Source organism: Flavobacterium piscis (genome assembly GCF_001686925.1).
Lineage (GTDB): Bacteria > Bacteroidota > Bacteroidia > Flavobacteriales > Flavobacteriaceae > Flavobacterium > Flavobacterium piscis.
Genome location: NZ_LVEN01000001.1, coordinates 77,794 through 91,364 on the forward strand (window position 1 = coordinate 77,794; position 13,571 = coordinate 91,364).

Genomic DNA, 13,571 nt, shown 5'->3' on the forward strand with positions numbered 1-13,571 from the left:
ATGGTTTTATTTTATATGAATTTTATTCAAATCGCTTTGGGCAGGTCCATTGATAACCGTTCCGTCCGTTGTAAATCGTGAACCGTGGCACGGACAATCAAATGATTTTTCGTCACCATTCCATTGTACAATACAGCCCAAATGCGGACAAACGGCAGAGAAAGCCTTTAGCGAATTATCGTAATCGCGATAAACGGCAATTTTTTTTAACCCGGACGAAAGTATAGAGCCTTCTCCCGGTGGTAAATCGGATGTATTTTTTAAGTCAGATCCGCTAATCCAATCCAGATATTGAGACGCCATATTAGTCGCTTCCTTAACAAAATCTTTTGCCGTATTCAAGGATATTCTTGAAGGATTATATAAATCCTCCCATTTATTTTTGTTGCCCATTATACTATCACAGATAATCATGGCACCAATTGTGCTATGCGTCATACCATTACCTGAATCTCCTGTAATGATATAAATTGTATCATCGCCGGGATTTTTTCCCATAAAACCCAAAGAATCTACAGGTTCTATCACCTGACCAGACCAACGGTAGGTGAGATCATTTTCTAACATCGGGAAATAATTTCGGGTCCAGGCTTCCAGTCGATCATAACGTGATGTTTCCGGAATTCCTTCTTCATCGGCCTGACCGGTTTTGTGATCTTCGCCACCGGAAATAAGCAAATCGTATTTTTCGTTGTAATTTTCTACACGTACATAATGGTAGGGCTGGGATACCCATTTAGATTCCTGATCGCCGGTATCCCACCAAAGCGAGTAGGGAAGCTGTCCTTTAGGAATTTTGCCTGCAATGACATAAGTTCTGTACGCATGCTGTTTAGTATGCATTGTAACCACATCATTTATTGGAGTATTTGTTGCCACAACGATATGCTCTGCAGAAAAAGTATAACCGTTTACTTTTGCGCCTTTTTTGGTAATATTTTCTGCATGGGCTTCTGTATAAATAATTCCACCAAGCGAATCAACGGCTTTCGCAAGTCCTTTTAAATAATGAAGAATATGAAATTGAGCCTGATTACTGAAAGCCAGACATCGTTGCTTTTCGGCATTGGCCAATGCAGGAATTCCTTTTAAAATTGTAGTTCGTATTCCTGCTTTTTGCGTAGCCTGAAGTTCTTTGTCGAGGTTTTCTTCTTTATCACTTTCGTGAAGGAATAGATATCCGTTAACTCTTTTAAAAGCACAATCAATATTTAAATCCGTTACTATTTTCTCAATTTCGTCAATTGCTGCGGCATGACTTTCGGCGGCTAATTTTGCAGCTTCTTCTCCAAATTTATTTTCAAGATAATAATAACGATCGTCAAGAGCGCAGGTTAAATGTGCTGTTGTGCGTCCGCTTTCACCGCTGCCAATAAAACCATCTTCTACAAGCACCACTTTTTTACCAGCTTTAAGTAATTTATAGGCTGTTGTAAGACCGGCAATTCCGCCGCCTATGATAAGTACTTCAGTTTGTATATCCTGATCGGGTATATTGTATGAAATAATTGAGGTGGTATCTATCCAAAATGAAACATTCTCGCCAGAAGTAATACTGGCGCTGTTTGCAGTATTGTTTGATTTATTCATGATCTAATTTTTTAAGATGTTTAGCGAAACAGATTATTGGTATAACTTTCTAAAGCACTATCTGTCAAAACTATAAAGTTATATGATGGTATATTTACAATTTTAATTTTGAAATTTATAGGATTGCCAGTTGTGTTTTATATGTAAGATTTATAGTAAATAATATAAGTATAAGTCCTTTAATTGTAATTAATTAGGTTTTTGTTAATTGAAAAATCTAATATATGAAAGCAGCAGTTATCCATGGACCTGGATCTGTACAATATGATACAGTAGATGATCCTAAATTGAAAGAGAAAGATGATATAATTTTAAAAGTTACTTCCACAGCCATTTGTGGATCTGACCTCCATATTTATTCAGGCGGATTACCTCAGCCCAGGCCTATGGTTCTTGGGCATGAGTTTATGGGCATTGTCGAGGAAACAGGATCAGCGGTAACACACCTGAAAAGAGGTGATCGTGTCGTAGTCCCTTTTCCTATTGCTTGCGGAAATTGTTTTTTCTGCAATCATGATGTCCCGGGAAATTGCGAACATAGTAATCCCGAACATTACGGACCTGAAGGCGGAATACTCACCGAAAAAGGCGGGGCGCTTTTTGGCTACACAGATCTTTATGGAGGATATGACGGAGGGCAGGCGCAATATGTCCGGGTACCCTATGCTAATTACGGACCAAGAGTAGTTCCCGAAAATTTATCAGATGAGCAGGTTCTTTTCCTGACTGATATTTTTCCAACCGGATATACAGGTGTCGATTGGGGAGAAGTAAAAGGCGGTGAAACCGTTGCAATTTTTGGTTCAGGTCCCGTTGGTTTAATGGCTGCTAAAAGTGCCTGGCTTCGTGGTGCTGATCAGGTTATAATTGTAGACACTTTGCAATATCGATTAGACAAAGCCAAAACAACAACAGGAGCTACAACCATACTTTGGGAAGATGGAGCAAAAGATGTTGTAGAACAAATCAGAGCTCTTACGCAAGGTCGGGGAGCAGATGTTTGCATCGATGCGGTAGGCTTTGAACCTGATCGAAGTTTTGCGGATCGTGTAAAGGCAACCGTAAATTTTGAAAAAGGATCAATAAAAGTATTAGAAGCCTGTATGAGTGCTGTGAGACGAAGCGGAATTGTTTCGGTATTGGGTGTTTATCCGGTTAATTATGATAATTTTCCTTTGGGTCAGTTTTTTGATAAAGGGATAATTCTAAAAGGAGGGCAGGCACCTGCGCACAAACATATCGACAAACTTTTAGAATACGTAATTCAGGGGAAAGTAAAGCTTGATGATATTATTTCACACAGACTGCCCTTGTCTGAAATTTCACATGCGTATGATATTTTTAAAAAGAGGGAAGATAATTGTGTCAAGGTTGTACTGGATCCCTGGCGATAATTTTTTGTTTAAAAATAAAATTCTAAACCAGACTCTATCTTATTTAGGATTTTATTAAACAATAGAAGGTTATCAAATGTAAATTTTTGAATTGAAGAAATAATTATGAATCAAGTAAAAAACCTAATTGTCATAGGTGCGTCTGCAGGAGGCATCAGGGCAATTGCAAAAGTAATTGAAGGGTTGCCCCAAGCAATCGATGCTGCTGTAATGATCGTACTTCATGTGTCAAGAAAATCCAGCGCTGATAATATTGTTGAGATATTTCAAAGAAGTACCCCGATAAAATGTGTTGTTGCTGTGGATAAAATGAAAATAGAAGCAGGCAAAATTTATCTGGCCCCTCCCGAAAATCATTTATTAATAAGCGACGGAATGATGCGTCTTAATCAGGGGCCGGAAGAGAATAAACATCGTCCTTCCATTGATGTTCTTTTTCGTTCCGCTGCCGTTCATTTTGGAAACAAGGTGATTGGAGTTATTCTTACCGGTATGCTCGCCGATGGAACATCTGGAATGTACGCCATAAAAAGCTGTGGCGGACGCTGCATGGTACAAAGTCCATCTGAGGCTGAATATCCGGACATGCCATTTAATGTTTTGCGTAAAATAGAAGTAGACCATGTAGCAGATCTGGAGCAAATTCCAAATATCATACAAGACCTTTTGCGCCAGCCTCTTCCTCCACAGATAGCTATTCCTGACGAATTGAAACTAGAAGCTGATATAACCGAAAAAATGATGAGCGATATAAATCAACTTAAAAAAATTGCCGTGCAAAGTGATTTTGTATGTCCGGATTGTGGCGGTGGATTATGGAAAGTAAAAAATGATCCCGCAGATAGATACCGATGTTATACAGGGCATGTCTATACAGAAAAATTATTGCAGGATATTCAGGATTTAAAGATTGAAGAATCTATTTGGGTTTCTATCAGAATGTTGGAAGAAAAGCGAAATATGCTCCAATTACTGGCATCACGAAAAAATAGAAACAACGATGATTCAACTATTTTTTCTCTCAATAAACGAATTGATGATATTGGCGAACATATACTACGCCTAAAGAATCTGGTGATAAAATTATCTGATAGTACCAATGATAATCAAAGCGCATAATTTTACCAGTTGTATTGACCAATCCAAAAATGTTTTGATCTGTTTGTGTAACCTGCTGATAATAATATAATTATTGCTGTAAAATAGTATAAGTTTATTGCTTTTGGTTAGGGTAAATTTGATAATTATCATCAAATAAAAATATTATGAATGTAGTAAATCACAATAATAATGTTTCGCTGAGTGCAAGGGCATCAGCTAAAAAAACGGAATCAAAACCCACTTCATCCAGAACCAACGAGAAATCGACAATTGAAATCAAAAAAACACTTTTCAAAAAATAATAATTATAAAAAATTAAAATCATGACAACAGATGAAAGTTACGGTTTTGAAAATCGTAATTCTACCAGAAAAGAAGATCAGATAAATTCCGAAACTATGGAGAATAAAGATCCGGCGAATAACCAACATGAAAATAGCGGTGCTGATACCGAAGAAGATTATGATATTCGACATAAAAGAGATGAAAGTAATGCTGAACAAAGCGATTCAGATGAAGATTTTGATCAAAAGGACAAATCTGATCTCTAAGATTACAAAGCAATTTTTAACTTTAAAATTTAAATAGTATGCCAGGTAAAAGTCCGGGTCCCCAAATAAAAGATAAGGACCAATATGAAGCATTGCGCGATAAAGGCTACAGCAAACAAAAATCTGCGCGAATATCAAATAGTCAGGGAGCTGAAAAAAGAGGCGGATAAAGCTCTGATTATAAGGAAAGAAGTAAACAAGATCTCTATGCCGAAGCAAAAAAAGCAGACATTAAAGGAAGATCCAAGATGAGTAAAAAAGAATTAATGCATGCACTGCGCAACAATTAAGATTCTAAAAAGTATTAGAAAAAAAAATCGGAATAAAATTAATTTTATTCCGATTTTTTTTTATTGCTATAAACGGGATTTTATTTACTTTTTTGATTGTCTCTAAAATGGAGATAGAATATTTCCTAAAGATAAATTTTAAGCAAATTGATATATAAATATTTAGAATTTTGACGCTTAATCTATTTGTGTCCCCGCAGCAATAAGACGGAATAATGGTTCGTATTTTTTTATCTCAGGTTGTAGATTTTTCTTTATATCAAAAGGTCCTATACTTCCTTGCAGGCAATACAGTTTTTGTTTTTGAGTAAACATAAATTGCAGCATTCTTATTTTTGTTTTGTCCTGATTCACGGTTTCTTCAACTTCTACCATAATTGCCGGCTTTTCGTCAATTTTTAATGTTTCTGTCCGGATAAGTTTAGTTTGGGGCGGAATCATCTCTGTGATAGACTTTGCGTTCAAAACAAAGTTTTCCTCAGGAAGATCATAAATGACAAGGAGTATTTTCTCGTTACCATTTCCAAAATGACTTGTAAACTGCTGAACCGTTTCGGGCATTTCTGCTTCTTCTGCCAGCCAGCTTTTGGGTACGGGAATCTTTAGGGTTTCCTGCTCTGCCTTTGGATTTCCTTTTGTTGTATAAGTCGCTACGTGGCCATCTGTAATTTCCTGATGCGGGGCATCCTGGTAGGCAAATGAGATAATTCCTTTTGCTACCAATGTATCCCCAAGAAAGAGTGCTCTTTCTTTGACTTTGTCAAGAAAATCCTGTGCATACTTTTCCTTTTCAATGGGGTTTCTGAATTGTTCTTTTAAAAGAAAGTTAATACGGTTTTCGATAATATTAAAATCAGCATCACTGAGTTCATCTTTTAAAAAATCTTCTATATTGCGTTGTGCCCGTTCAAATAAAACGGTCTTTTTTGCTATGGCAGTCAAATCAGGTCTTAGTTTTGGGAATTGTAAGGATACCATTTCAAGAGCAGTGCTTTGGCCTTTAAGAAATGCATAAGTTTCAATAGCAAATTTTACCTTTGGTGTATATTTTTGTACTTGTGAATAGCTAAGCACAGGAATAGTTATGCAATAAATAAACAATATAAACTTTCTCATTTGTAATAAAAAATAGATATAATCTTTGGGTATGTTTTAAAATGCGAATTAGGGAAAATGTCAGTTTCTATGCGTTAGCGCAATTTTATTATTCCATAAAGTCGGGCTCTCGTCTAAAAATAAAAATTCAGTAAACCGGAAAGTATATTAAGCTTTTGAATTTTTAGTACCGTTTTCTTTTGGTTTGCTTTTACTGCTTTTGTTTGGAGCTTCATCCCAGTCTCCCCAATCGCCCTTATACTTGGTAGTGTATATTAGTTCACAGCTCTTCTCTCCATATACTGAAACATGATAGGGACATTTTTTAAGCTGGTCGTAAGATTTATTGTTTGAATTTTTCATGATGAATGATTTTAGGGGTTCTGTTAGGCTAAAATTAAATTTTGCTTAGAAATTAATTTTATATCAACAATCGAATTTGTTATGATATCGACATGTTTTAAATCTGTGCGAAACATTATTTCTTTTAAATTGATTTTATCAAAGTGCATTTTTTTGACGCAGCTTATTTTTTTATCTGTGCGTTTCTTTAAAGAGTTGTATTTGATTTTGTACTTGTCAGTAAACCGGCGCTGATCTCAAATAAACCCAGTATCAAATGAGGGAGGTAAACCCGATCTGAAAAACCAAATATCCATGGAGAGGCAGCAAGAAAAATTCCTGAAGCTATATCTAGTAAGAGATGGGTCTTCATGGGGATGATTTTAAAAAGGCCTAATTCATAATTGGTTATTATGCTGTAAAAAAGCAATCCGGCACCCAGTATAAAAAACAGGATACCTTCAGGCATTTTAGGATCCAATTTTAAAATAAAAGGCGCAACTAACAGAAAGATTCCCACAATATAGTCAAGATATGCATGTGTTTTTGTCGTGATTAATCTCATGATTTTTGTGTTTTAATGAATAGGGGTTCAAATTTCTTTTTTGAATTACGGTTTAAGAAAAAATAGACTCCTCTACAATTAAATGAGTGTATTTCTTATCAAATTTTTAAGCTCATTAAAGGTATTGGGTTTAATAAGGTAATCTTTAGCTCCCGATACCTTGCCATGATTTTTGGAGATGATAGCAGATGTCGACAATAAAATTACCGGAATATTCTTTGTGACTTCCCTTTTTTTAATTTCTGTCAATAATTCAGGACCCGACATGAGAGGCATATTGACGTCCATAAAAATAAGATCGGGCTTTATCTCTTTATTGATTAATAGCCTTAATGCCTCCAGAGGATTAGTCACTGCAGTATAATGCGCATGCGAGACAGCTTTTAAGGCTTGCTCAAAAAATTCGCAGTCATCACAATCATCATCAATTTGTAAAATATTTTTATACTTCATAAGATAACATTTTAGCAGGTTAAAAATTTGTTTATGGGGTCTGTGGTAATATTGATCTATTTTGTAAGCTTACTTAATTTTAATTAACAACAGTCAGTCACTGCGAAGTTTTAAAGTGTTATTTAGCGATGAAATAAGTATTTAATCGATGAAATTTAATGTTATTAGATTTTATTGTAATTTTTTTCTTTCTATTTGGTGTTTTCAAAAATATAATGAGCACTGCAGGTCATTTTATATAATTTTTGGTTTTTATTATATAATTTCCATGTTATGATTAAAAAATGTTTTTTAGAAATGGGGATTGTTTTTTAAATTAACAAGGTTGTTAAAATATAATATTTATGCTTAAATATGTAAAAATCAATGTATTATTCGTTTTAAGTTTGAGAAATATCATAATAAGAAAATTTATGAAAGTCACTATCACAAGAGATTTGGGAGCCACAAGTCCATTATCGAGGGATTCCAGTTTGCATAATTTATTTATGAACCAATTAAGAGAAATGATTTGGTCTAAGAGATTATGGAGTAAGACCATTCCCAAACTGATCAATAATGTATCTTCTCCAAATTTAATTTTTATCATGAATGATCATGCTGCTGTTACAAGTAAGCAGATCATAAGACTTCAAAAGGCTTTAGAACTTACTGATGTAAAAGGCAAGGGTAAAAAATGTGTTGTCATTCAGGCCCTTATAAATAAAAGTAAAAGCACCTTGGAATACACCCAACAGGGCCCTGTGAGAGATGCGGCTATTATTGCCAATGCTCAAAAAATTGAACACTATTGCATTGCGGCCATTACAACACTTATTGAATTCGGTAAGGTATTGGGTAAAAATACTATTGTTGATATACTCCGTAAAATACTTATTGAGGAAAAACAGACAGATACTGTATTATCTGAGGCAGCTTATAATACTATAAATTTTGATGCAGCTATTGATGAAAATAAATTTTTAGCATCTCATTATTATAGGGGAAAAACTCTGTAAGTGTAAATGGATAAAATTATTGTACATCATGTTCGTAAATAAACTGTAAATAAAAGAAGATGAAAAAATATAAAATAGGAATAATTGGCTATGGAGGATTTGGTAAGTTTCTTCACCATTGGTGGAGTAAACTTGAAAATGTAGAAGTTTTGGCTATTGCCGATTCTGGGAAGCACTCTCAATATAATATTGAGATTTTTAAAATGTATCACAATTGGCATGACCTGATCAACGATCCGGAGATAGATATTGTAAGTATCGTGACCCCTCCCAGCCTGCATGCTGAAATGGCTTGTGCGGCCATGAAAGCCGGCAAACATGTATTGTTGGAAAAGCCGGCAGCACTAAGCGAAGAAGATGCCCGACTAATATTAAAAACGCAAAAGGAAACCGGAATGATCATTACAGTGGATCATATGATACGCTATAATCCCATTATCCAAAATTTTATTCAATTAGGACAAAGCGGCCTGCTGGGTAAGCTTAGACATGTGGTTGTAAATAATTATGCGCAGGATGAAGCTTTGCCTTTTGATCACTGGTTTTGGAAAGAGGAAATGTCCGGTGGTATTCTAATAGAGCACGGGGTTCATTTTTTTGATATTGTTAATGCACTTAGCGGTCAGAAATATAGTGAAGTATTTGGAGCTTCTACTCGTCGTAATGAGTTACAAAGAGATCGTGTCTCAGCGATGGTACTGTACAATGAAGGACTGATCGCCAATTATTACCATGCTTTTTCCGGGCCGGGTTTTTTTGAACAAACGACTATTAGCTTGGCCTATGATCTGGCCAGGGTAGAAATCGAAGGCTGGATGCCAATGAAAGGAAAAATAACAGCAATGGCAAACCAATCAATAAAGGATAAATTAAAAGATATCCCCGGCTGGAGCATTACTAAGACTCAGGTACTTGACAATATCAAAGATAATTCAAGACCGGAGGGATGGGGCGCCTCTGATCCTTCGATTATTGATACTAAAGAGCTGACATACTGTGGAGGTATAGCATATGATATCGATGAAATGTTATCTGGGACTTTTGAACTTTCGCAAACAAAAGGTGAGATATATGGTAAATGCGTACAAGCTATTCTTCTCGACATGATTCAAAAGATAGAAAATAGTGACCACAAGTTAGCTATTACTATTGATGATGCTATTGAAGCTTTGATGATTGCTATTTTATCATCGGATAATAGATAAAATAGATTATTTTTTTCGCGGAGAAAAAAAGTAATTACTTAAAGAACCTGATTTTTTTTGTTTAATTTTTTTTGCAATTCGTTAAACATTTTGTATGTTTAATTTTAAATTTGGTTTAAAATTATGTTGAAATGGAAAAATACATAATCTTATTGGATTGCGAAGACTTCATTATTGATTTACATTGTGAGTTTTTTCAGATTAATAATATCTGTACCGTTACAATAGCCAACCCCTTTGATTCTACTTTTGTTATTAGTGAAGATTTAGAATCCCGGATTTATGCTCAGGCGGCTAAATATATCCTTGATAAAGGCAGGATAATCTCCATAATACCAGCCGTAGAAAAACATCCTCATAATTTTTTCTCGGCTTATATCAGGGTTGAACAAATAAACAGGCATTTATTAAGGTTCAAAGAAGAATCTCATTAAGTTTTTTCAGCTGATATTTATTTCAACTCAAATGATGTATGGGCATATAAATATTTATCATGGTGCCCATATTTATTTTACTGGATGCCTTTATAAATCCTTTGTGATCATCGACAATTTTCTTTACTAAAGTTAATCCCAGGCCGCTGCCACTGTATTGATTGTTGTTATGGAGCCTGTAGAAAGGATCAAAAATTTGGCTTTCGTATTGTTGGTCAAAACCAATTCCGTTATCACTGATACAAATCTTTACAAACTCGATGTCCGTATTCCCACCCAGTTCACCAATTTCCTGAACAGAAGGCGACTTGGTTTGGATTTTTATTTCAGGAATAATATCTTCCCTGCTATATTTTATTGCATTATCAATTATCTGATTAAACATTTGCTCTATTTGATAAGGTATAGCAAGTAAGTTAGGCAATGGAGAGGCTGTAATTACAGCCTTTTTTTGCTTTTTATTTTTCTTGAGTTCATTAATGTTCTTTTTAACTATCAGGTTCAAATCTGTTTTTTTGTATTTTTTTTCTAAAGAGCTGATCTTTGAGTATTGGATTAAATCTGCTATAAGCTGTCTTATATTATCCACGGTAAATAATATTCGTTCCAGATTGTGTTTGCCCGCTTCGCTTAAATTTTTTTCGCTCTCAAAAAGCCGGGTGCCGAACATGCGGATTTTATCAAGCGGATCCTGCAAATTATCGCTTGCCGCAGAAGCAAAAGTTTGCAGTATTGTATTGTATTTTTGCAGTTCCAGATTTTTATATTCTAATAGATCATTGGCTGTAGCTATTTCCGTAATATCTTCCATTGCAAGAAGTATCAGGCCTGAAGGTTTGCTTTCCAGAATTTGACAGGCATTAATATTAAAGATTTTTTTTCCAATATCCTTACAAACTGCTTCAACCCTGAACTTTTTAATGCTTTGTTGATTATGCTGCATATTGAGAACTTGCTCTTTTAAGTCAGCAACGTCCCATTGACAGTCGCCTATAGCAAAAAAGTCAAAACCTTCTGTTTGATCCTCACTGGTTTTAAAATAATCGTAAAATGCAGGATTTGCGCTTTTAATTATAAAATTTTCATCCATAATCAATAGCGGTTCACTAATAGTATTTATAATAGATTCAGCATAATTTCCCATTGTTATAAGTTGCAGCTGGCGGTCGAGAAGTTCGTCATTGAAAATAGTTAATTCTGCATTTTTAGACTGCAGTTCCTTTGTTAAAGCTTCCAGTTCTTCATTCATTGCCTGAAGCTCTTCGCTGCTGCTCAATAATTCCTCATTGGTGGTTTGAAGCTCTTCTAAGGCCAATTGCTGGTTTTCCGTTACTGATTTTATATCTGCCCGTACCTGTTGTAATTCACTTTCAAGTACTTTGATTCTATTGAGGGAGAAATCCTCTTGATTTAATTCAATTTCTTGGTCATTGATTGCTTTTTTATTAAAGATAATGAGCAAATAATCGGTTTGATCATTAAGAGGCTGTATATCAAAAGAAACAAGGGACGGATGTGGAAATTCATTTATTTTAATATTTTGTTTTTGAACTCCTTTTTTATCTTTTTTTACTTTTATGATGGCATTATGCAGTTCAAAGCTGATGCCTTCATGTACCATTTTCAAAATATTAAAATTCGGCTTACCTGTTGCGAGAAATAAAAAAAGACTAGTATTGCCTTGAAAATGAATTATTTCCAGATTTTTATTTATAATGACATTACATGGCATGTACCTTGCTGATAAGAGATCAGTTGCTATTTTAATAGCGTCCTCGTTAGAACCAACTTTACATTGAGAAGCTGATTTTATTGTATCGATTGTGATATTGCCTGCATTTTTTGATGATTTTCCTTTCTTTGCCGGAATATCCTGAGGTGTGTAAATTTTTTCCTCTTTTTCTTTAATCTCAAATAAATGATGTCCATTTATGGCCGTTTCAGACCTGCCCAATAATAGAAATCCGTTTTCATTAAGTGCATAATGGAAACTGTTCAGAATTTTATTTTGCATCAATGCATCAAAATAAACCAGGACATTGCGGCAGCAAACCATATCAATTTTAGCAAATGGCGGATCCTTGATCAGATTGTGGACTGCAAAGATGCACATATCCCTAATGACTTTGCAAACATGATATTGCCCTTCTCTTTTTACAAAGTAGCGCTGTAGTAATGCGTCGGGAATTTGTTGCACTTCCTGAGCCGAATAAGTAGCAGTTCTGGCTTTTGTAATGCTTTTTTCAGATATATCAGAAGCAAAAATTTGAACTTTTATTTTGGGTAGTTTCTTTTCCGATAAATATTCATAAATGCAAATGGCCAATGAATAGGCTTCCTGGCCACTTGAACATCCCGCTGACCAAATACGTATTGTATCATTTATATTATTTTGAATTAAGTGGGAAAAGACATGTCTGGGCAAGGAATTAAAAACATCTTTGTCCCTGAAAAAATAGGATATTGGAATTAATAAATCATTGAAAAGATATTCGACTTCTCTTTTATCATTTCTTAAATAATTATAATAATCTTCAAGAGACGTTTTTGAGCAAATTACCATTCGATGCGCAATACGTCTTCTGATTGTGGGTTGTTTGTAATGGCGAAAGTCATTCCCTGTTTTTAAAAAAATAAGATTTAGAATCTTAAATAGTAATTCTTCCTGATCTTCTTCTGTGAGATCTTTATCACTATGGGAGTGGCTAATACTATAAATTGTAGCGATTTGTATGGCCTTACTGATAATGTTTTCCGGTATTTCAATATAATCCGCAACCCCGGCATCAATGACATTTTGAGGTATTCCTTTATAGATCGCGGTTTCGGGATCCTGTACAATAGTGGCACCACCTAATTCCCTAACTCTTTTAAAGCCTGTAGTTCCGTCAAAAGAATTGCCCGAAAGAAGGATTCCAATGACCCAACTTTTATAAACTTCGGCTAGTGATTCAAAAAAAGTATCAATAGTTTTATTGGTCTTGTCGCTGCGGTTTCTTAAGTATAATTTTAAGGTACCATCCTGCAAAACCAGATTGTTATTTTCCGGCATAACATAAATTTGATTTTTACTCAGATTAATATCACTTACAATTTCATGAACAGGAAGGCTGGTATACTTCGAGAGTACCTCTGCCAGGTTAGTAGAATCATTACACGATGTTTGCTGAATAATATAAGCCATCGACGAATCATCAGGTATCGCAGAAATTATTTTTATAAGGACATCAAGACTGCCTGCTGCTGCACCTATGGCAACTATAGGAAAATCTGATATTGCTCTTTGCAATATAGTTTTAGCTGTATTCATTAGTATGGGTTTTAATGAATGAAATACACTATCTTAACAATTAGTATTAGAAAGTGCATAAAAAATGTAGAAAAAATAGTCTCTCGCATGTAGTTGATTATGCTACATTCAGAGTTCAATAGTGCCAGTAAAAGAAACAGGTATCAACTCGCAGTGTTAAAGAATCTATATAAAACCTTTTGCTGTTCCATAAAAACGTATGATTTACATGGTGCATAATAAAATAGTATAGCTGATAATTAA

The 13,571-nt window shown here is 34.8% G+C and carries 14 protein-coding genes and 1 pseudogene; 9 read left to right on the forward strand and 6 right to left on the reverse strand.

The features are described 5' to 3' along the window. Window positions 1-6: 6 nt before the first annotated feature. Window positions 7-1,590 carry an FAD-dependent oxidoreductase gene (locus FLP_RS00375; RefSeq protein WP_065447522.1) on the reverse strand — a complete coding sequence of 528 codons (1,584 nt, stop codon included), beginning with the start codon at window positions 1,588-1,590 and terminating at the stop codon, window positions 7-9. A 224-nt stretch (window positions 1,591-1,814) separates the two neighbouring features. Here FLP_RS00375 and FLP_RS00380 point away from each other — a divergent pair, with 224 nt between their 5' ends. The 6 genes and pseudogenes from FLP_RS00380 to FLP_RS25865 form a co-directional block, all read left to right on the forward strand. Then, on the forward strand, window positions 1,815-2,984 hold the full coding sequence (locus FLP_RS00380) for a zinc-dependent alcohol dehydrogenase (RefSeq protein ID WP_065447523.1): 1,170 nt from the start codon (window positions 1,815-1,817) through the stop codon (window positions 2,982-2,984). A 105-nt stretch (window positions 2,985-3,089) separates the two neighbouring features. Then, complete coding sequence (locus FLP_RS00385) at window positions 3,090-4,103, forward strand: chemotaxis protein CheB (protein WP_065447524.1); 1,014 nt, start codon at window positions 3,090-3,092, stop codon at window positions 4,101-4,103. Between the two features lie 146 nt (window positions 4,104-4,249). Beyond that, the gene (locus FLP_RS25380; RefSeq protein WP_165606630.1) at window positions 4,250-4,387 is read left to right on the forward strand and encodes a hypothetical protein; all 138 of its coding nucleotides are present in this window, start codon (window positions 4,250-4,252) and stop codon (window positions 4,385-4,387) included. A gap of 21 nt (window positions 4,388-4,408) precedes the next feature. Next, window positions 4,409-4,636, forward strand: coding sequence for a hypothetical protein (locus tag FLP_RS00390; RefSeq protein ID WP_065447525.1), 228 nt, complete (start codon window positions 4,409-4,411; stop codon window positions 4,634-4,636). A gap of 38 nt (window positions 4,637-4,674) precedes the next feature. Then, the gene (locus tag FLP_RS25860) at window positions 4,675-4,806 is read left to right on the forward strand and encodes a DUF7218 family protein (protein WP_317044559.1); all 132 of its coding nucleotides are present in this window, start codon (window positions 4,675-4,677) and stop codon (window positions 4,804-4,806) included. A 21-nt stretch (window positions 4,807-4,827) separates the two neighbouring features. Next, window positions 4,828-4,926, forward strand: a pseudogene (locus FLP_RS25865) (Rho termination factor N-terminal domain-containing protein); the annotation flags it as partial. Window positions 4,927-5,103: 177 nt separating this feature from the next. Here the strand turns inward: FLP_RS25865 and FLP_RS00400 are convergent. From FLP_RS00400 to FLP_RS00415, 4 genes are all read right to left on the reverse strand, one after another. Then, on the reverse strand, window positions 5,104-6,042 hold the full coding sequence (locus FLP_RS00400; protein WP_065447526.1) for a hypothetical protein: 939 nt from the start codon (window positions 6,040-6,042) through the stop codon (window positions 5,104-5,106). A 147-nt stretch (window positions 6,043-6,189) separates the two neighbouring features. Then, window positions 6,190-6,384 (reverse strand): hypothetical protein, encoded by a 195-nt coding sequence (locus FLP_RS00405; protein WP_065447527.1) that lies wholly within the window; start codon window positions 6,382-6,384, stop codon window positions 6,190-6,192. Between the two features lie 187 nt (window positions 6,385-6,571). Beyond that, the gene (locus FLP_RS00410) at window positions 6,572-6,928 is read right to left on the reverse strand and encodes an SPW repeat domain-containing protein (protein ID WP_065447528.1); all 357 of its coding nucleotides are present in this window, start codon (window positions 6,926-6,928) and stop codon (window positions 6,572-6,574) included. A gap of 78 nt (window positions 6,929-7,006) precedes the next feature. Continuing rightward, complete coding sequence (locus FLP_RS00415) at window positions 7,007-7,381, reverse strand: response regulator (RefSeq protein WP_065447529.1); 375 nt, start codon at window positions 7,379-7,381, stop codon at window positions 7,007-7,009. 344 nt (window positions 7,382-7,725) lie between these two features. Here FLP_RS00415 and FLP_RS00420 point away from each other — a divergent pair, with 344 nt between their 5' ends. The 3 genes from FLP_RS00420 to FLP_RS00430 all read left to right on the forward strand — a co-directional run bounded on the left by FLP_RS00420 (window position 7,726) and on the right by FLP_RS00430 (window position 10,018). Next, entirely contained in the window at window positions 7,726-8,379 is a 654-nt protein-coding gene (locus FLP_RS00420) for a YciE/YciF ferroxidase family protein (RefSeq protein ID WP_083195756.1), read from the forward strand. Window positions 8,380-8,438: 59 nt separating this feature from the next. Continuing rightward, complete coding sequence (locus tag FLP_RS00425) at window positions 8,439-9,584, forward strand: Gfo/Idh/MocA family protein (RefSeq protein WP_065447530.1); 1,146 nt, start codon at window positions 8,439-8,441, stop codon at window positions 9,582-9,584. A gap of 131 nt (window positions 9,585-9,715) precedes the next feature. Continuing rightward, window positions 9,716-10,018 carry a hypothetical protein gene (locus FLP_RS00430; protein ID WP_065447531.1) on the forward strand — a complete coding sequence of 101 codons (303 nt, stop codon included), beginning with the start codon at window positions 9,716-9,718 and terminating at the stop codon, window positions 10,016-10,018. Between the two features lie 22 nt (window positions 10,019-10,040). Here the strand turns inward: FLP_RS00430 and FLP_RS00435 are convergent, their stop codons facing one another. After that, window positions 10,041-13,328, reverse strand: coding sequence for a CheR family methyltransferase (locus tag FLP_RS00435; RefSeq protein ID WP_065447532.1), 3,288 nt, complete (start codon window positions 13,326-13,328; stop codon window positions 10,041-10,043). Window positions 13,329-13,571 lie beyond the last annotated feature (243 nt).